Source organism: Psychrobacter sp. I-STPA6b, from assembly GCF_020662265.1.
Taxonomy (GTDB): Bacteria; Pseudomonadota; Gammaproteobacteria; order Pseudomonadales; family Moraxellaceae; genus Psychrobacter.
The window spans coordinates 50,634-70,799 of record NZ_VEWM01000122.1 but is presented as its reverse complement, the minus strand read 5'-3'; the positions used below and the strand labels follow the sequence as shown (position 1 = coordinate 70,799).

The 20,166-nt window shown below is 41.0% G+C and carries 18 protein-coding genes; 9 read left to right on the top strand and 9 right to left on the bottom strand.

Going from position 1 to position 20,166, the window contains the following annotated elements; all coding sequences use genetic code 11:
- Nucleotides 1-39 precede the first annotated feature (39 nt).
- The 3 genes from ampD (at nucleotide 40) to FHK88_RS12635 (ending at nucleotide 2,985) form a co-directional block, all read left to right on the top strand.
- A complete protein-coding gene (gene ampD / locus FHK88_RS12645) occupies nucleotides 40-666 on the top strand; it encodes a 1,6-anhydro-N-acetylmuramyl-L-alanine amidase AmpD (RefSeq protein ID WP_227431075.1) in 627 nt (208 codons plus the stop codon).
- A 97-nt stretch (nucleotides 667-763) separates the two neighbouring features.
- On the top strand, nucleotides 764-2,314 hold the full coding sequence (gene murJ / locus FHK88_RS12640) for a murein biosynthesis integral membrane protein MurJ (protein WP_227431074.1): 1,551 nt from the start codon (nucleotides 764-766) through the stop codon (nucleotides 2,312-2,314).
- 65 nt (nucleotides 2,315-2,379) lie between these two features.
- Nucleotides 2,380-2,985, top strand: coding sequence for a hypothetical protein (locus FHK88_RS12635; protein ID WP_227431073.1), 606 nt, complete (start codon nucleotides 2,380-2,382; stop codon nucleotides 2,983-2,985).
- A gap of 19 nt (nucleotides 2,986-3,004) precedes the next feature.
- On the opposite strand, the gene FHK88_RS12630 is transcribed toward FHK88_RS12635, so the two are convergent.
- A complete protein-coding gene (locus tag FHK88_RS12630) occupies nucleotides 3,005-3,634 on the bottom strand; it encodes a GNAT family N-acetyltransferase (RefSeq protein ID WP_264480683.1) in 630 nt (209 codons plus the stop codon).
- 260 nt (nucleotides 3,635-3,894) lie between these two features.
- Here FHK88_RS12630 and ribF point away from each other — a divergent pair, with 260 nt between their 5' ends.
- The 3 genes from ribF (at nucleotide 3,895) to FHK88_RS12615 (ending at nucleotide 6,509) form a co-directional block, all read left to right on the top strand.
- Nucleotides 3,895-4,959, top strand: a complete 1,065-nt coding sequence (ribF, locus tag FHK88_RS12625; protein WP_227431072.1) for a riboflavin biosynthesis protein RibF — start codon at nucleotides 3,895-3,897, stop codon at nucleotides 4,957-4,959.
- A gap of 119 nt (nucleotides 4,960-5,078) precedes the next feature.
- On the top strand, nucleotides 5,079-5,714 hold the full coding sequence (locus FHK88_RS12620; protein ID WP_227431243.1) for a trimeric intracellular cation channel family protein: 636 nt from the start codon (nucleotides 5,079-5,081) through the stop codon (nucleotides 5,712-5,714).
- A gap of 189 nt (nucleotides 5,715-5,903) precedes the next feature.
- Complete coding sequence (locus FHK88_RS12615; RefSeq protein ID WP_227431242.1) at nucleotides 5,904-6,509, top strand: trimeric intracellular cation channel family protein; 606 nt, start codon at nucleotides 5,904-5,906, stop codon at nucleotides 6,507-6,509.
- Between the two features lie 62 nt (nucleotides 6,510-6,571).
- Here FHK88_RS12615 and FHK88_RS12610 read toward each other — a convergent pair whose 3' ends face one another.
- The 5 genes from FHK88_RS12610 to FHK88_RS12590 form a co-directional block, all read right to left on the bottom strand.
- The gene (locus FHK88_RS12610) at nucleotides 6,572-6,865 is read right to left on the bottom strand and encodes a hypothetical protein (RefSeq protein WP_227431071.1); all 294 of its coding nucleotides are present in this window, start codon (nucleotides 6,863-6,865) and stop codon (nucleotides 6,572-6,574) included.
- A gap of 248 nt (nucleotides 6,866-7,113) precedes the next feature.
- Nucleotides 7,114-8,757: an ABC1 kinase family protein gene (locus FHK88_RS12605; RefSeq protein ID WP_227431070.1), complete on the bottom strand. Its 1,644-nt coding sequence runs from the start codon at nucleotides 8,755-8,757 to the stop codon at nucleotides 7,114-7,116.
- 58 nt (nucleotides 8,758-8,815) lie between these two features.
- Nucleotides 8,816-9,562 (bottom strand): SCP2 domain-containing protein, encoded by a 747-nt coding sequence (locus FHK88_RS12600; RefSeq protein WP_227431069.1) that lies wholly within the window; start codon nucleotides 9,560-9,562, stop codon nucleotides 8,816-8,818.
- Nucleotides 9,563-9,595: 33 nt separating this feature from the next.
- Nucleotides 9,596-10,531 carry a bifunctional demethylmenaquinone methyltransferase/2-methoxy-6-polyprenyl-1,4-benzoquinol methylase UbiE gene (gene ubiE / locus FHK88_RS12595; RefSeq protein ID WP_227431241.1) on the bottom strand — a complete coding sequence of 312 codons (936 nt, stop codon included), beginning with the start codon at nucleotides 10,529-10,531 and terminating at the stop codon, nucleotides 9,596-9,598.
- A 234-nt stretch (nucleotides 10,532-10,765) separates the two neighbouring features.
- Entirely contained in the window at nucleotides 10,766-11,485 is a 720-nt protein-coding gene (locus tag FHK88_RS12590; protein WP_227431068.1) for an FFLEELY motif protein, read from the bottom strand.
- Between the two features lie 328 nt (nucleotides 11,486-11,813).
- Between FHK88_RS12590 and FHK88_RS12585 the strand changes: the two genes are divergently transcribed.
- The gene (locus tag FHK88_RS12585; RefSeq protein ID WP_227431067.1) at nucleotides 11,814-13,451 is read left to right on the top strand and encodes an ATPase; all 1,638 of its coding nucleotides are present in this window, start codon (nucleotides 11,814-11,816) and stop codon (nucleotides 13,449-13,451) included.
- Nucleotides 13,452-13,475: 24 nt separating this feature from the next.
- Nucleotides 13,476-15,089: an inorganic phosphate transporter gene (locus FHK88_RS12580; protein WP_227431066.1), complete on the top strand. Its 1,614-nt coding sequence runs from the start codon at nucleotides 13,476-13,478 to the stop codon at nucleotides 15,087-15,089.
- Nucleotides 15,090-15,207: 118 nt separating this feature from the next.
- On the opposite strand, the gene FHK88_RS12575 is transcribed toward FHK88_RS12580, so the two are convergent.
- Nucleotides 15,208-15,723 (bottom strand): hypothetical protein, encoded by a 516-nt coding sequence (locus tag FHK88_RS12575; RefSeq protein ID WP_227431065.1) that lies wholly within the window; start codon nucleotides 15,721-15,723, stop codon nucleotides 15,208-15,210.
- Nucleotides 15,724-16,145: 422 nt separating this feature from the next.
- Between FHK88_RS12575 and recJ the strand changes: the two genes are divergently transcribed.
- Complete coding sequence (gene recJ / locus FHK88_RS12570; protein ID WP_227431064.1) at nucleotides 16,146-17,924, top strand: single-stranded-DNA-specific exonuclease RecJ; 1,779 nt, start codon at nucleotides 16,146-16,148, stop codon at nucleotides 17,922-17,924.
- Nucleotides 17,925-18,066: 142 nt separating this feature from the next.
- On the opposite strand, the gene FHK88_RS12565 is transcribed toward recJ, so the two are convergent.
- Together FHK88_RS12565 and FHK88_RS12560 are read right to left on the bottom strand one after the other, a co-directional pair.
- The gene (locus FHK88_RS12565) at nucleotides 18,067-19,608 is read right to left on the bottom strand and encodes an outer membrane protein transport protein (protein ID WP_227431063.1); all 1,542 of its coding nucleotides are present in this window, start codon (nucleotides 19,606-19,608) and stop codon (nucleotides 18,067-18,069) included.
- 232 nt (nucleotides 19,609-19,840) lie between these two features.
- Nucleotides 19,841-20,065, bottom strand: a complete 225-nt coding sequence (locus FHK88_RS12560) for a SlyX family protein (protein WP_227431062.1) — start codon at nucleotides 20,063-20,065, stop codon at nucleotides 19,841-19,843.
- Between the last annotated feature and the right edge of the window lie 101 nt (nucleotides 20,066-20,166).

Below are 20,166 nucleotides of genomic sequence, written 5' to 3'. Positions count from 1 at the left end.
AGGCTTATTGCCGGATAGTATTGATAGTAGACCCTTCTTATGAATAATAATAGCAGTCATCAAAGCACGCCAGCCATGAGAATTGAGCAAGGACGACTGGATTCAGCCACTTGGCTCGCTTCACCAAATTTTAACCAACGTCCTGATGATATTACCATCAATACCATTGTCATTCATAACATCAGCCTACCCCCTGACCGCTTTGCGCAAACTGATACCAACGGACAACATTATGTAAAAGCATTATTCACCAACAGCTTGGACTGGGATGCCCATCCATATTTTAAAAGTATTGAGGGTATTGAAGTTTCTGCTCATTTATTTATCGAGCGTAACGGTCAAATCACACAGTTTGTCAATTTTGATGAACGTGCGTGGCATGCGGGACATTCAAGCTATCTAGGACGCCCTGCATGCAATGATTATAGTATTGGTATTGAGATGGAAGGCTCAGATTTCCAGCCATTCACCACTGAGCAATATCAAGCGTTGGCACAAGTCATTGTCGCCATATATCACGCCTATCCACAAACTCGCCGTCATCTTACTGGACATAGTGATATTGCCCCTAACCGCAAAACCGACCCCGGTGAGTTTTTTGACTGGCAAACCCTACGCCAGATGGTTGCTTCACTGATGCAGACAACAGAAACAACCAACCATTAGACATCACTTCATCATAAATCCATTACAAATCCATCATCACCAATTTGGGTTGGTGCTATAATTTGTTCAGTTTTTCCAATTAAGGTGTTCATACTTCATGGCAATCAGTCGACTTTTCCGCTCCACAATGGTGGTCAGCGTTATGACCATGCTCTCTCGTATCCTTGGTCTGGTACGTGACATGGTGCTACTGGGTGTATTTGGTGCTGGTGGCTTAATGGATGCCTTTTTGGTCGCTTTTAAGATTCCAAACTTTTTACGGCGACTGTTTGCAGAAGGTGCTTTTAGCCAAGCCTTTGTTCCTGTTCTCTCTGAATACAAAGAGCGATTTTCTCTATTAGAAGTGCAGATTTTGATTAGTCGTACATCTGGGGTATTGATGCTGGTACTATCCATGCTGACGGCTGTAGTCATTCTTGCTGCACCTTGGGTTATTACTCTATTCGCCCCTGGATTTGCTGATGACCCGCTAAAATTTGAAACTGCCAGTGAGCTATTGCGCCTAACCTTCCCTTATCTTTTATTTATATCCATGACGGCATTTGCTGGTAGTATTTTACAGAGCTATGGTAGCTTTGCTGCACCTGCCTTCGCCCCTGTCTTGCTCAATTTATGTATGATTGGTGGTGCATTGATTGTCGCACCAATGATGGACAAGCCCATTATGGCTCTAGGCTATGCGGTGGCCGTTTCGGGATTATTACAGTTATTGATTCAACTGCCCCAGCTTTGGAAACGCAAGTTATTGGTTGCACCCAAAGTCAACTTCCAACACGATGGTGTTAAGCGTATTTTACGCCTTATGCTCCCCTCTATTTTTGGGGTATCCGTCACACAAATTAACCTCCTACTCAATACCATGTTGGCTTCATTAATGGTGGGAGGCTCAGTAACATGGCTTTATACAGCAGAGCGCATGAGTGAGTTGCCACTTGGGCTGATTGGTGTTGCTATTGGTACAGTGATTCTACCCAGTCTGTCTGCCAGTAATGCACAAAGTGATGATAGCTCGTTTCGCAAAACATTAGACTGGGCTGCACGATTGATTATTTTGGTTGGTATTCCTGCATCGACTGCCATGTTTATGCTATCAGATGTCTTTATGCAGGCATTATTTATGCGTGGAGAGTTTACCATCAGTGATGCATCCATGAGTGGTCTGGCATTACGCAGTATGTCTGGAGGCATTTTGGGCTTTATGCTGATTAAGATTTTTGCCCCAGCATTCTTTGCACGTCAAGATACCAAAACACCAGTCAAAGTCGGCATCGCTTCTGTCTTCGCCAATATTGTATTTAGCTTACTATTTATTGGGTTATTTTATTTAATCAAACTGCCTTTACATGGCGGTTTAGCACTGGCAACAACGGGTGCATCATTTGTCAATGCAGGATTGCTATATTACTTTTTACAAAAGCGTGGGATTTTCCGTTTCGAATCACATTGGAAAAAAATGTTTATCCAATTTGTCATTGCTAATACGGCAATGATTATTGCCTTATATGTTATGTTGCCTTATTTCCCTAGCGCTGGTGCGCAGTGGTATCGCTTAGGAGCATTAATGATTATTTGTGTCCTTGGTGCGACGGTATATGGTATTGCTTTACTGGCAACTGGATTCCGCCCACGCCAGCTTCGCCATGGCTAATTTTACCACTTGCTTTGGATTTGATATGATGCTACCTATCCATTCCATCTTTAAATGAGACAAACATGCAAATAAACCATAAAAAACTCTATATCGCACCCTTAGCATTAAGCCTCTGTGCAACCCTAATGCTAACAGCTTGTAACAAGTCACAAGACGTTGCTGAAGAGGCAAAAGTTGATATTGAGCAAACTGCACCCTTACAAGCAGGTGAAGATGTTGCTGATGCAAATATTGCTGTTCCTGCTGATACCAGCGTCATTCCAGCAGATGCTCCCAATATTGTTATCAATAAAATTGCCCAATCAAATACAGATACACCAGATGCAGAAAATAGCAACGCATCTGTAACGTCAAATACAGACTTTATCGCAGGAACACCAGAAGCAACCTTAATGCAGGCACTTAACACGCTGTATTATGGGAAAGCCAGTGATGCCGCCCAGTATTATGATGTTCAGGGTATTCCTAACTTTGCACAAGAGCTAGAAAAAACCCAGCCTACTTTTCAGCAGACCGTACGTCAGATTGTGTTAAAAAACATCACCTATAATGAGGATAAAACGCAAGCGACTCTGACAGGGTTACTTTATCTTGTAAATAACGAAGAAGGAAATGATGCATCATTTACCTTACATAAAGAACATGGTACATGGAAAATTTCAGGTTAATCTCTCACTCTGTTTCTCACTATACTGGCGAGATAACAGCTTTACCTAGCATGATTACATCAGCATAAAATCCTTGCATATCACAGACTTGGGGCATCTGTCCCCACTGTGAAAACCCTAAGCTTTGAAATAGGCGAATGCTGGGCTGATTATGCGCAAAAATCAATGCCACCACATTATGAATCCCCAGCTCAGGTGCAATAGCAAGCATCCATAGAACCAATTGTTTTGCCAATCCCTGACGCTGGCTATCCTTATCAACATAAATACTAATCTCACTACTGATATGATAGGCAGGACGGTCATATAGGTTGCTAAAACTTCCCCATGCAACCATTTTTCCAGAATGATTCTTAACCACAAAAATAGGACGATTGTTAACTAGATAATGTGCATCAAACCACGCCTGCCGTTGGGCAATGCTAACTGGTTGCAAATCTGCTGTTGCCTGTTTTTGGGCAATATTTTGGTTATAAATGCAAACAATATCTGCTAAATCTTCTGGCATTGCACAATAGATATCATGGTCAGCAGTTAATATTGCCAGTGCCTGTGCTGATTTTTGCTCTATCTTTTGTACTACCTGTTGCATTGTCCCGTGCTTGGTCACTTGTATTTTGGCTTGTATTGTTTCGTGTTTTGCAGTCATAAGGTTGGACTTAATTTGCAGATTGGCTGAATAGTTGTCAGTAATGGCTTATTTTACTTTATAATGACGCCTGAAAACATCATCTATGGCAGATTCAGACTCAAAATACAGTCATAATTCTGACAAAAATGACTGATTCAGATTCGACCATAGCAATATTGTGACGACGACTACAAACTGTCACTATAAGAAGTTAGGGGCTTTTCAACAGCCCCTATCAATTTATAATTTTTACTTTTGCCAACCACGCTTGATTGCCTATGAAAATTTATCACCTTGATGCGCTTGATACCAACATCTCCCTACCTGCCAGTGCCTTAACCATTGGTAACTTTGACGGGGTACATCTGGGACATCAAGCCATGCTAGCAAAGCTAAAAGCCATTGCCCAGCCACAACAGCTTGCCACAATGGTGATGATATTTGAGCCACAGCCTCGTGAATATTTTGCTAAGCTCAATGGTAACCCGAATAACGCCCCTGCACGTTTGACCACACTGATGGAGAAACAAATGCGCTTGGCTGAGTCTGGGGTGGATTTCTTAGTCATTGCCCGTTTTGATGATGCGTTTCGCTCGTTATCTGCCACACAGTTTGCAGATATTCTGGTACAGCGCCTAAATGTGAAAGCATTGGTTTTAGGTGATGATTTTCGCTTTGGACATGACCGTACAGGTGACAGTGAGTTTTTACGTCAATATGGCTTGGCAGTAACCAATCTACATACCGTTACAGACCAGAGTAGCCATGCCAGTCATACCAATAATAGTGAGCTAAATACAGAGCAAGCACGTATCAGCTCAACTCGGATTCGGCAGTGCCTACATCAAGGCGACTTAGCAACAGCGAACCGTTTACTTGGTTATGACTATAATATGACTGGGGAAGTTATTTCTGGTGACCAAATTGGACGCACACTGCATTATCCAACAGCCAATATTAGCCTTAACCGTATCAACCCTGCCCTGCATGGTATCTATGGCGTCGATGTGGTGATGCTTGATGAAAACAATCAAGTCATTAAATCAGGATTTGACCAAGCGGCACTATCACCTGAGCTTACAGGAATATCAGGTCTAAGAGAGCATAGCCTATTTGGGGCAGCCAATATTGGTGTGCGTCCTGCGATTAATCAGTCTCATGAATGGCGCTTAGAAGTACATTTCCCAAACTTTAGCGGCGACCTATATCATAAGCGTTTAAACGTTCGCTTTTTGCACTTTTTACATGCTGAAAAAAACTATCCAAATCTCACAGCATTACAAGCTGGTATCCAGTCTGATGTGCAAGCATTATTGGCATGGCGACAACAACAACTTAAATAGTCCACTGTAAATATTCTTTAAAAGAAACTAAAAATAACTGTGCTGAATTGAGTCGACTCTACTGGTAGTTTTTTGCTACCATAGCCCACCTTTTTTGACATATAACCATACTCATGCCAATGCTTGATTCTCTATTTACCCCAGACACTCTGCTGTACCTATTTGACATGATGGGCGTCATTGCCTGTGCCATCGCAGGTACACTATTGGCACAGCATAAGGGCTTTGATATTTCAGGCTGTATTTTAGTCTCTATGGCAAATGCCATCGGCGGTGGCACATTGCGAGATATGGCGCTAGACAGACATCCACTATTTTGGATGACTGACCTCAACTATGTGATTGTCATCACCATTACCTCACTGATTTTGCAAGTATTTTTTCATCTTTATCATAAGATTGATACCGCCGTAAAACTGTTTGATGCAGTTGGATTAGCGGCCTTTAGTGTGATTGGCTTTAAGGTTGCCTTAGCACAGAATGCCTCACCAATGATTGCCATTATGATGGGTGTTTGGACAGCAATTATTGGGGGTCTACTGCGTGATATTATTTGTAATGAAATTCCTTTAGTATTGCAACGAGAAATTTATATCACTGCAAGTGTGGCAGGCGCACTGGTGTATTTATTGTTAGATTATCTTGGGATTTATACTGGGTTAAATGACTTTATAATGCTGGGTGTGATTTTTATCATTCGCGTGCTGGCTTTACGTTTTGATTGGCATTTACCTTCCATACGCTTGGTGGACTAAACCAGATTTCTTTTGGATTTTATCATGTTGCTAGGTACATTAATAATAGAGACATTAGTCAATACACTCAGTCAATCAGTTGTCTTTGATAGTGCGTTACCCACCGCACTTGCCAACCGCTTTACAGAACATTTACCCAAAACACTACCCACCACCTTTGACCCAAAATCTCTTATTTTTTTATTTGATATGATTGGTATCGTTGCTTGTAGTGTTTCAGGAACAATTTTGGCTAAACACAAAAACTTTGATGTGTTTGGCTGTTTGCTGGTTTCTATGGTAACAGCAATCGGTGGTGGTACCGTGCGAGATGTCATTTTAGACCGTCACCCACTGTTTTGGATGGTCGATATGAACTATCTGATGGTCATTACTGTCACATCCATCTTATTTCAGGTTTTTTTCCATCCTGAATCACGCCATGTTGATTGGTTTTTAAAGCTATCTGATACCATTGGCCTATCTGCATTTACTTTAATTGGTATCAAAGTTGCGCTCAGCATGGGGACAAATATTCCAGTTGCACTACTTTTAGGTGTCATCACGATTATTGTTGGTGGTATCATCCGCGACATGATATGTAATGAGATACCACTGGTACTACAACAAGAGATTTATATCACCGCAGCATTATTTGGTGGTGGCGTATTTTTTATCATGCGTGCCTTAGACATGCCAAGTTGGCTCATTGATATCTGTACCATGCTATCCATCTTTACCTTGCGTATGCTGGCAATTCGTTATGATTGGAAATTCCCTGAAATTGATTTGGTAGCAAGACGTAAACATCGTTAATTACATGAATCATTAGTTACATGAGTTGATTTGCTAGATAAGTTTTAAGTTAAATTTATTATTTACTCTACTAATAATACCCAAAATATTAAGCCACTGCCTAAACCAACGAAAGATAATAGAACAGGCAGACGTAATTTACCTTGTCTCCACGCTATACATAATATGGCAAGAAGCACAGCAGTTGTTACAATGGCAAGTGATACTTGAATAGACTCAGGCACATTCGCATTGGTAAGTAGAGGAATAAATATGGCGATAAATAAGCAAGGGGCTAGTATTAAGTTAACTGGCTGTTTATTGTCATCGTTTTGTTGGGTTGGATTTTGTGAACGGAGATGGTTGTTGGCACTCATAACAAACCTTCCTATTATCTAGTCTTAATTTAAATGATAGCTAAACCTGAATTATAAGAGATAGAGATATTGAAAAACTCATAGGTTACGCTTCGATTTACCACACACTACAACTATTGTTTTTGAAATACAGTTGCTTTTGAAATACAGTTTTGACTGTAACAAAATCTGTGGCAGTAAAAATTAACACTGTGTTATTACTTTTAATAAGTTGTTAGGAAGTTGTAAATAAAGTTATTTTTAGCTTATCAAGCTAATATCCGCCACACCACAAATAATACGGCAAATAAATAAAACAAAGGAGCAAACCAACCCACTTGGGTGGCAATAGCAATGCTCACAGCAAAACCAGACAATGCAAACCAGTCCCGACGACGTTCATTCAGCATATCAGCACGGATAAGCTGAATCTCTCGCATCTGCTCATCTTGGCGTGCACCTTGCGCTGACATACTTTGTAAAGACTGGTCTATCAGTCGGGGTAGCTCACTGGTTGCCAGTAATAGCTCTGGTATCTGCTCACGAAGTTGTTGCATATTGCGTACTGGGTCAAGTTGTTCTTTCACCCAAGCGGTTAGAATTGGTTTTGCCAAAGACCATATATCTAGCTGTGGATATAAGTCCCGACCCAAACCTTCTACATGCACTAATGTTTTAAGTAAGAGCATCAACTGAGGCGGAATACTCATATGATGACGACGGGCAATGTCCAAAATCTGCATCAGTATACCCGCAAAATCAATCTCATTAATCGGTTTTGCCAGCATGGGTGAGACTGTGCGACGCATATCGCGAGTCAATGCATGCTTATCTGTATTGGGTGGAATCCAGCCAGCACGACTCACAATATCTACCAATGAGGTAAAGTTATTATTCATTACCGACAATAACATGCGTGCCACTATCATTTGGTCAGCCTTTGATAGCTCACCCATGATGGCACAATCTAGCCCAATATAGCGAGGTGTAAACTGTGGGTTTTGTTGCAAAAACTCTGGCATAACCACTTCCACAAACACATTACCCGGATGCATGTCGGCATGAAAGAAGTTATCCCGAAAGACTTGGGTGAAAAAGATGGTCAATCCCTTTTCAGCAAGAGCGGCACGGTCATACCCCAGCTCATCAAACACCTGTGTTTGAGAGATTGGTACACCAACGATACGCTCCATAACCATCACATTTTTGCTTACAGCATATACTTCTGGCACATACATCAGGCTAGAGCCTAAGAAGTTATTACGCATCTGTGTGGTATTATCTGCCTCGAAGGTCAAATCCAACTCATTAAGCATGACTTGCCGATAGTCTTCGACAATATCAATAATCCGTACTGCTCTGGCTGCTTCAATACGTGCTGATGCCCACTGTGCCAGCTCACGTAACAGCTCAAAATCAGCAATGATGGTACTACGAATATCTGGACGTACAACTTTTACCACCACTTCTCGCCCATCAGGCAAAGCGGCTGTATGTACTTGTGCAATAGAAGCGGCAGCTAAAGGCTTGCTATCAAAACGCGCAAATAACTGACTTGTCGGTTGCCCTAAGCCATATTTTTTGTCTTCAATCTGAGCAATAGCAATCTTGGCACTAAAAGGCTTTACCTTATCCTGTAACTGTACCAGTTGCTCAATAATGGCAGGAGGAACTAAATCTCGACGAGTAGATAATAACTGTCCCAGCTTTAAAAACAGCGTTCCCATTTCTTCTAAAGACAACTTCACAGCATTCGGCTGAGGCTGTTTGCCCCATGCTGCATAGTGCAGACGAATCAGTCTCGCCACAGGTACAAGCTGTGGTACTTCTTCGACAGGTAGGTGTGTATCAAGGCGGTATTTAGCAGCGATACGCCATAAAGTCAGCAAGCGTTTGCGGTGAGATAGTAGCATGGGTAAATATTACTCTAAAAATTTTATGACCTAATAGCCTTAAGAGGCTTTGGATTAATTATTTCTCAAGGTTCAAGTCTGTAGATTGTGTATCCATAGCCGTCTTTTTTAATTTTTCTTGCTCTGCTTTTATTGCGGCTAAACGGGCGCTTTCTCGCTCCACATCTGCACGCAATTTAAGCAACTGTTGTTTTAGGTCATTTAGCTCTACCACCTGCTCTGGGTCTGGTTTGCCATTACCAGCAACATCATTGGCCCAATCTGCCACATCATCAAAGGCATGTTTTGCAGTATGTTTAAAGCTGCCTTTTAGTTGTGTAATTAATAAGTGTAATTGGCTCGCAAGTGTCACGCCAATGAGTGGCTCAAGCTGTCCTGAAATATCTGGGTCAAAACCTGCAATGAGCTGTTTAAGCTGCATCAGTACCTTATAGTCACCTTCTATTGGCAGGTTACCTTCAGGCTCACGCATTAAATTTAGTAGCTCTGCTACATTGACTACGCGAATGGTACAGTCTGGTGTATCATTCCCAATACCTGCCTGATACTGTTGAGCATATGTATGTGCATCAGCATCTGCCAAAACCTCACTACCCTTTGGCTCAAAAACGCTGGCACTTGCCACTGGCTCAAAGCGCAGATGCTCATCATTAAACAGTACATCAAGGTTAAGCTGTGGCACTTGCATGCTCAAACGCAATACCTTACCAGATAAAGGCTGCAACCCAGCTTGGGTAATTTTATCACTGGCTATGGCAACATTAATCAGCTTTTCTATGCCTGTTAAAATAAGGACGGTTAACATAAAAAATTACCTGTAATAAGTCAGTAATGATGGCTATTTTTTAAATCCTCGATGCACAGCCACAATGCCACCTGTCAGATTGTGATAATCACACTGAATAAATCCTGCATTTTCCATCATCTGCTTTAAAGTTTTCTGGTCAGGATGCATACGAATAGATTCAGCCAAATATTGATAGCTCTCTGAATCATTGGCTACTAATTTTCCCATCAACGGTAAGGCAGTAAATGAATAAATATCATATGCTTTAGACAATGGCTCAAACACAGGCTTAGAAAACTCTAACACCAACAAACGTCCACCTGGTTTTAACACCCGATACATAGCTCGTAGTGCTGCATCTTTATCCGTAACATTACGCAAACCAAAACTGATGGTGACTAAATCAAATGACTCATCAGCAAATGGGGTCAATGTCTCAGCATTGGCTAAAACAAAATCTACATTATTACAACCAGCATTAATCAAGCGCTCACGCCCAACATCCAGCATGGCTTCATTAATATCAGACAATACCACATGTCCAGAGCGACCAACTTCACGGCTAAACACTTTTGCCAAGTCGCCTGTACCACCGGCGATATCCAAAACCTGTTGTCCTGCTCGCACACCAGATAAGCTGATGGCATAACGCTTCCACAAGCGATGAATACCAAACGACATTAAGTCATTCATAATGTCGTATTTTTTTGCTACCGACGAAAATACATCCGCAACACGGGCTTGCTTTTCAGCTTTTTTCACTTTTTGAAAGCCAAAATGGGTCTCTTCTAAACCATCGGTATCTGGAGTATGCGGATTGTTAATATCATCACGAGGGTTAAAACGATGCTGTGCCTGACTGCTTTGAGATACAGATGATGCACCAGCGCCCATTTGTGTTTGTTGTTGACCTTGTGGCGTACCTGTAGGTAAATCATTAATATTAGTAAATTCACTATCTTTTGTTGATTTTACAGTTGATTGCATTTCTTGTTGTACCATGTGTTGCTGTACTTGAGTGTTTAAAGTTGCTTGCTTATTTAGGCTCTCTTTTACTAAGCCATCTTGTATGCCATCAGCGGCGCTATCACGAGTAGTAGAATCAGGAAGCGTTGTCATCTCATTATCCTATTAAAATAAAAAACAATATCAGTGCTTAAATATGCCGATATGTATTAAGTTGTACTTATGTTTTATAACCATTATCAGTTGATGCTTCTATCATACACCAAATGGGTCTACCTTGCCTTGATATTGCGCAGGGTTTGGCTCATGCACATGCTCAATGATTGCTAACTCACGCTCACAAAATGGCTCAATAAAATCAGAGACACTTTTTAATGGCTTCATAGCAGAAAATCCTGATGCAATAAAGTCATAAAGGGGCTGGTAGTTATATTTATATGCAGTACCTTTTGCCAACTGAAAGGCTTTTTGGAGCATAAATGAGTTTAAATATTTATCAATACGATAGCAGATATCTTTTAAAGAATGAATCTGTGCCTGCCGCTCTTGTGCTTCATTCACCCCCTGATAAGCCTTAAGCATATTTTCTTCATTTACTGTCAAGTCATGAGCTAAGAGCCACTGAGCAATGTGCATATCCAGCTCAATGGCAGTAATGGCCGCCTGAATACCCAGTGTCCCTGTTTCTAATGCTGATGCTGGCGCAAGTTTTTCTAATTTCTGTGCTTTTGGCACAATACGTTCCAACTGCGTTGCAAGGGTCTTAAAGTCTTCACCACCATAAAGCTGGTACATAAAGTAGTGTGCCATTGCCTGATTTTGGGGCTGAGAAAATAGTGCTTCATGACTGTGTGCCATCCGTTGCCGTTGCCATGCTTGTACGTCATTTAATTTTTGCTCCAAAGCGCTATCTTGATGGTACGGTAGTTGCCAAAAATGACTCAAGTGTACTTGTAAGTCTGACAAAGAAGACATAATAAAACTTATCCTAAATAATAAAAACAAAATAATAGAGCAGACTAAATATCTATTAATGCACAATAAACCTTTACTAATGCTCCAAAATACTCCGACACAGTAAAAGAAAACCACACAGAATACAAATGCCAATCTGTTATCATCAGATAGCTAAAGTGTAAAGTTCTCCTCTTCTGGACAACTTTATATACAAAACAGTCAAATTTTCATCAGGTTTTCTACTCGTTCACTGTCATAAAATGTTAATATGCACCCAGAAAATTGATAGATAGAGCATGCCAATGATAATCCACCCTTGTATTATAACGATATAAAGAGGAGAGTTATGCCTTCTAACACTCACAACAACACCTCTAAAGCTCATAATAGCACCTCTAAAAAAGGCGCTGATTATAGCACTCCCAACCTTGCCAGTCTTGATATACAAACCGACCCACTCAGCCAGTTTCGTCTAGATGATAACGCACTGCGTATTGCGTTACTCAAAGCGCAATATGCTCTACGCCAAACCCGCCTAGAGGGTCAGCCAACCGGACTGTTAGTATTGGTTAATGGTATGGAGCTATCTAGTAAAGGACATGCTGTCACTCAACTGCGCCAATGGGTAGACCCACGTTTGCTAAAGGTAGCCGCTACTATCAGTGAGTTACCCTCACCCAGTGAGACTCTGTGGCAAAACCATGCTTGCCATCTGCCACGTCATGGCAATGTCTTAACTTATTTTGGTAACTGGTATGCAGACTTGCTATATGCCGTTTTATACGCACTTGGCGCGGTCAAGTCTACTACTAAGAAAAAGCCCAAGCATCTGCCTAATCGGAATAACTGGCGCGAATACTTACAAAAGCAACTCCATAAACTACAAGCCTTTGAGTCCGACCTTAGTAATAACCATACAAAAATTCTTAAATGCTGGTTTCATATTGATGCCAAAACACTTCACACTCGTCTAAATGATGATATTGATGATCCACATTGGCTATATCACTTAGACTGGGCTGACAAAAAAGCATTGGCTACGTTTAATAAAGTTGCCAGAGAGTTACTTAGCACCCAAGATGACTGGGTCATCATTGATGGCAGTGACGACAAAGAAGCATCTCGTATTTTTGGGCATGAAGTATTGCAAGCTATGCAGCAAGCAATTGTCAGTAGTCAACATCCAGATAGCGCCCATAAAGTGAGTGGTCATCTGCGACAAGCCACCGCTTTTGAGTGGGCAGACATTCCAAATGAGCTGGTTCATATCAATGACCCAGATATGAAAAAAAGCCTATACCTAGAGCAACTGGCAGAAAAACAAGCAACCTTAGCCCAGCTATTGCGCACTCGTAATGACAACTCAAATCGACAAAGACATATCATCTTTGCCTTTGAGGGTATGGATGCTGCTGGTAAAGGTGGCTCTATCAAGCGTCTGGTTTCACCATTAGACCCACGTGAATATCAGATTTATAATATCGCCGCACCAACCGATATTGAGCTACAGCATCCTTATCTGTGGCGCTTTTGGACAAGACTACCCAAAGACAATTTCACCCATCTTAGCCGTATTGCCATTTTTGACCGAACTTGGTATGGTCGCGTGCTGGTTGAGCGAGTTGAAGGCTTTGCTAGTGAGCCAGCATGGCAACGTGCTTATGATGAAATCATGCGTTTTGAACAAGAGTTATATGATGCAGGCTATATTGTTATTAAGTATTGGCTTGCCATAGATAAGCAAGAACAGCTCAAACGTTTTGAGGCACGCCAGAACACACCGCATAAGCAGTTTAAGCTAACAGAAGATGACTGGCGTAATCGTGATAAATGGCAAGACTATGTACAGGCTGCATCCGACATGCTATCACGAACACACTGTAAACATGCACCTTGGCATGTGATTGCCACTAATGACAAACGTACCGCTCGACTACAAGTGCTAGAACATGCCATCGTACAGCTCCGCCGTGAGCTTAACTAAAAACCGTAATACCAGTATATAACTATGCAAAAAAAATCCATCTCTACAACCTCCAGCCCACAGTCCGCCATAACGCCAACTGCTGCCAATATATTTTTTGCATCTATATTAGTAGTCATGACGCTATATTTCTTATACTGGGGGCTTAGCTATACACTACATCAACAAGTCCTTCTATTTGTCATTGCGACACTGTTTGGTGTCTTTATGGCATTTAACATTGGCGGTAACGATGTTGCCAACTCATTTGGCACATCCGTTGGTGCAGGGACATTAACCATTCCTCAAGCCCTTGCTGTGGCAGCCATCTTTGAAGTTTCTGGTGCTATTTTAGCAGGGGGTGAGGTAACCGATACCATTCGTAAGGGTATCGTCGACCTAGGTGGCATGACAGTTGAACCGACTCAATTCATCTATATCATGCTATCAGCACTGATTGCTGCTGCATTTTGGCTACTGTTTGCCACCAAAAAAGGGCTTCCTGTTTCTACCACACACTCCATCATTGGTGGTGTGGTCGGAAGCTCAATTGTACTAGGCATACACATCGGTGGCCCTGAGCTGGCACTATCAACTGTTAAGTGGTCAAAAATAGGAGAAATTGCTGTATCATGGGTACTCTCCCCGTTACTTGGTGGTATCCTTGCCTATATGCTATATGGGCTCATTAAATCTAATATCCTCACCTATAATGAGCGTGCACAAGCACAGCTAGCAGAGATTAAGTCAGCCAAAAAAGCACTGAAAAAACGTCATAAAGTATTTTTTAACCAGCTTTCAGAATCATTACAAGTTTCTTATACCGCTTCAATGATTCGAGACCAAGAAATATACAAACACCCAGATACCGCTCGTGACGAGTTAGAGACTGATTATTATCAGAATCTTTATGATATTGAGCATGAACGCACAAGCCTAGACTCATTAAAAGCACTAAAAACATGGGTACCATTTATCGCAGCCTTTGGTGGTATGGTGATGACTGCTATGGTCGTGTTTAAGGGTCTAAAGAATATTGATATGTCCCTATCTACTCTACATAGCTTTTTGATTATTAGTATGGTAGGTGCGCTAATATGGCTAACAACCTTTATCTATATTAAGAGCCTGCGTGGTAAACAAACCGAAGACCTAACCCGTACCACCTTTATTTTATTTAGCTGGATGCAGGTCTTTACTGCTTCAGGATTTGCCTTTAGTCATGGTGCAAATGACATCGCCAACGCAGTTGGACCATTTGCAGCCATCATGGATGTTATCAGAAATAATGCCATTGCGACTGAAGCTGCCGTTCCTAGTACGGTTATGGTTACCTTTGGTATTGCCTTAGTCGTTGGACTTTGGTTTGTGGGTAAAGAGGTCATTCAAACCGTTGGAACAGACTTAGCAGAAATGCACCCAGCATCAGGATTTTCCGCGGAACTATCCGCCGCTGCCGTTGTTATGGGCGCATCTTTACTTGGACTTCCTGTCTCTAGTACTCATACATTAGTTGGTGCGGTTCTAGGTATTGGTATGGTGAACCGTAATACCAACTGGTCATTAATGAAACCTATTGGTCTAGCATGGGTCATTACCCTACCAGCAGCAGCAGCGATGTCAGCCATTAGTTTCTTACTCTTAACCTATCTACTATAAGACTAGAGGCTGTTAAACATTCCCTCATTAAAAAAACCCTCTAAATCATCTGAATTTAGAGGGTTTTTGTTAATTGTTAAACTTTAAATATCAGCTAAACATCATTAAACAAACTGTTTTATACATTTTTACCATGCTGTTTTTGCTGAATATTTTTTGCTAATTTATAACACTCTTCAATGTGGTCAAAAGCAATCTTTTTGAAAATCATATATCCTAAAGATGCTGCTACCATCTGACCACCAAGTGGTACAAACTTTGTCACTTGTTTGGCAACAATACGACCACCAAAACCTTGAATGGTTTTTTTCACAATACCACGAGTTGCCATCAAACCAGCAAACTCAACGGCACGTTCACGTATTTCTTTCCAATAAACTTCTTTCGTTTCTAAATCAATTGCTGTTTCACGCTCTGAAATCAAACCAAAACGATGACTGATTTCAGGTAAAAGTTGGGTCAACATACCAGCATCAACAGCCACATCTAAAAATGGTACAGGAATCACGGCTACCCCTGCCGAATATTTGGCACGTTTTTTTACCAACTCTCGACATTCAGCTCTTACTTTTTCCAAATCCAAGTCTGGATCAATGGTTTCTGGTAACTTTTCTACATCTGGTGTGGTTTTCATAACATATCCTCTAAAGTAGACTAAACAACTAAAATTAACAACAAATTATAAAATAGGATCGAACATGACGCATATTCTACTCCGTCTTAGCATTTGTACAACCCATGCTTTGTATTGAAAATGACAAGAAGGAGAGAAAAGATACGCTCATTTTTAGGCTTTTTGTAAAATGCCGTTAATGTTCGTTTAATATAAGTTATCAGTCACTTGAGCTTATTGATGACTGAATACTTAATATCAGAGTAATTAGTATCAGTCGTTGTTATAACAATTAATCATCACAAACAATCGTCATAAACGACTCGCAAATAAAGTTATTCACCCTGATAACCATCTAATCTCTTATACTAATATTAGGTTAATACAGTGAATATTCAACAGGTGCTATTTATAAATTATGATAAGCACAGTACAATACCCACATGCTAAATTTAACCCCACGATATACAGGTACATTTCCTGATAATCTACCTGACACCTTGGCAGAACTTGCCAAAGAATCTCCTACCTTAGCACGGCTTTTTATTGGTCGTGGTATTACACATCGGGATGAGCTTGATCACCAGTTAACAGCATTACTGCGTGCTGATGAGTTATTAGGTATAGATACGGCTGTTAACTTACTTGATACCGCTATAGATGAGCAAAAACGCATCTTAATCGTCGGTGACTTTGACTGTGATGGTGCAACCAGCACTGCACTGATGTTAAGGGTTTTATCACAAATGGGCGCACAAGTTGACTTTGTCGTGCCTAACCGCTTTAAATATGGCTATGGATTAACTCCAGAGATTGTTCAGCTTGCCATAGACGATTATCAACCAGATATGATTGTCACTGTAGATAATGGTATCTCTAGCCATGCAGGTGTGGATAAAGCCAAAATGGCAGGTATTGACGTTATCATCACTGACCATCACCTCACGACTAAGCCCACACCCAAAGCCGATGCGGTTGTCAATCCCAATCAGCTTGGCTGTCACTTTGCTAGTAAGTCTTTAGTAGGTGTTGGAGTCGCATTTTATCTGCTTGGTAGATTGGCAAAACAGCGCCGACAATCTGGTAAATCCAGCGCACAAGTTAGTCAGTATCTTGACTTAGTGGCATTAGGAACAATTGCTGATGTTGGCATGCTCGATCATAACAACCGCATTTTAGTACATCATGGATTACAGGCTATTCGTACGGGACGTTGCTGTGCTGGTATCTCGGCGCTACTAGAGCAAGCCGGACGTGACCCAGAAAAAATAACAGCTCAAGATTTTGGTTTTGTACTTGGTCCACGTATCAATGCGGCTGGACGAATGGATAATATGCGCATTGGCATTGAGTGCCTGACCACAGATGACCCAAAACTTGCCAGCCAGCTTGCCTATCAACTTGATAAACTCAATCAAACCCGCCGTCATGTTGAAAGCGACATGCGTGAGCAAGCAGATAACATCATATCGACACTATCAGCTCAACCAAACGCAGAGTCAGCCATAGATACAACCACAAATACTCAGCAAATTGCTAGCAAGAGCCTTATACTCTATCAAGATGACTGGCATCAAGGCGTCATTGGTATTGTTGCAGGTCGACTTAAAGAGACTTACTATCGCCCCAGTATTATTTTTGCGCCCGCTGACCCCAAAAAAACAGGCGATACAGATATCATTAAAGGCTCAGCACGTTCAATCACTGGCATTCATATTCGTGATGCTATTGAGCAGGTTGCTGAACAGAACCCAGAACTTATCAGCCACTTTGGTGGTCATGCGATGGCAGCAGGGTTAAGTATCCAACGTAAAAATTTCACAGCCTTTGCAGATGCATTTGAAAGCATCATGCAGAAGATGGATAACACGCTGTTTGAGGAACAAAAACTTACTGATGGACAGCTTGAACCACAAGACTTTAGTCTGGCATTTGTTGATATATTAAAGCATGCCAGTATCTGGGGAAATGGGTTTGCACCCCCAATATTTGATGGTGTTTTTACGGTTATTCAACATCGGATATTAAAGGATAAACATCTTAAACTATCACTACAGTACCCACACGTGCAGTATCCTATTGATGCAATTTGGTTTAACTACGATAGTAATATTTGGAGCTATCAAGCGCAACGGGTTCATATTCTCTTTGAGCTTGATATCAATGAGTGGAATGGTCAGCAGTCGTTACAGTTAATGGTCAAAGACTTGGCTGTCATATAAATCGTCTGAGAAATATAAATATAGTCAAAGAGCTACTAAACAAGCTACAGTGTCGAGCTTGTTTGCTATACAGCCTATAAAAACAAAGAAAGCTCAGCATAAACTTATGCTGAGCTTTCTTTTAAAGATTTAAAGCTTGGGTTTATTTATCTTGATAAGATAACTTCACACCAACAGCATAGCCATTATTATCTTCAAAGTTACTGACAACTTTATCATTAGGTAGTTTACCTTTAGCATCACCAAACATCAGATATTTACCACCAGCAGAGATTGCCCAATTTGGTGTGATGTTATATTTTGCACCTGCACCGACACTATAGTAACCTTCAATTGGTCCTAAAGAGGTAACCGGATTACCCGCACCACTATCCCAACCAACTGTACCAGAAACCGCCAAAGCTGGTGTTAAACGTTTACCAATACCAACTTCTACTTGCCACTGATCTTTATCATAGCCCACTAGAGGTAAACCCTCATCATTATGTAGTTGCACTTTTGATGCAGCATTATATAAAGGTGGTACAATCTCAAACTTGCTCCAAGGCACATAACGTACCTTAGCCGTTGCCAAGGTAGTTGGGTTCAAGCCAGTTTGAAAATCAAGGTTAAATGACTCAGGCGTGGTAATATCAATACTGCCTAAACCATTTTTTTCTGCATTTTTGGCAATACTATCTTGGTATGAGTCAGGTAAATAGGCAACTGATGGTAGATTTTCAGCAATATTAGCTGTATGGTCTATTTCAGAACGATATGTTAACGCTGCTTTTAAACCAATTTCTGGTTTGCTATATGCCACACCAGCAACCCAACCTACTGCTTCATTTGGTGAAACATGAGCGTCATAACCAGCTGAAGTCAGGTAGGCTGGACCACGTAACTTAACATCTGCTTCCAAGCGCTGAAATGCTGGACCACCATATACTTGTAAGTTTTTATCAGCACCCAGTTTTACACCAAGTAACCCTGTAATATTATGAGTACGTACTTCAACATTAGTCCCTTCTCCTGCTGAAGAAATAATACCACCAGAAATTGCACCTGCACTGATTAAGCCTTTAGCTTGCTGCTGCAATTCTTCTGCTTTTGCTTTATATTCTTGTGCTTTTTTGGCAAGCTCTCCTGCTTGAGCAGCATTACCTGCTTGTTGAGCCGCAGCCGCTCCTTCAGCAGCTGTTTTTGCTGCCGCCGCTGCTTGTTGCGCTCCAACAACAGTACTTCTAATAGCTGTTGGCAATTGAGCAGCGCTAGTAATCTTACCGCCAGTTAACTGATTAACCAATGCATTAGCATCATTTATATCACCAGATACAAAGTTATTTTTACCGCTATAAGCAGCGGCCGCACCAAATGGCTCATCATACAAGACACCGACACTAAAGGTATCATTAATATCTGTTTTTACCCCATAACGGAAAAAGTCATAAGGCTCAGCAATGTCACCAATTTTATTGCCTTTATCATATTTTTTTAGATCACCAATACCCAAATAAGCGTTATCATGCCCTGTGACATCCGCATCAATATAGGTATAAGATGCCTCAGCATATGTGCCATCTTGCAAAAAAGCTGACACATCCTGTCCTGAGCGATCTAGACCAGCAGCACTCGCCACACCAGCCACAGAAATAGAAGTAATGGCAACTGCCAAAGTTTTTAAAGAGAAGATAGGGGATGTCATGTGTAATACTCCAAACGTCCAAATTATTAAGATGCAACCTGCTGTAAATAGTAAATATTGCAGGGGTGCAAGGTTACATTGTTCCAATAGATACCCTGATATAGTAATGAATATTACATATAAAAACAATATCGTTATAATATTATTCTCATTTTTCTTTTTTTACAACTCTAAGTTATTTTTTATTCCAAAAAGTAATATACATTATTCTGCTACTCATTCTAACCCATAACTAATAATGTGGCGGACGGTCTGCCAACAAATCAAATGGGGCAATACCATCATCATCACGCTTCGCTTCAATATGCTTATATAACAGTTGTAATTGTCGTTGCATGGCTTGTATGTGCTTGTCTTGCTGTGCAATCACATTATCTAGTCGTTCGATGGTGTCTTCTAAGTGTGCCACACTAATTTGCAAGGCAATGAGCTGTTCTGATGTATCATTATCCATCATTTATAACCTAATATATTGTTGTAAAAAAAGATTGTAGTAGGAACAAATCGCCTATAATGCGCTTTCTAAATACAGAGCATGCTATAATCAACACAATTTTA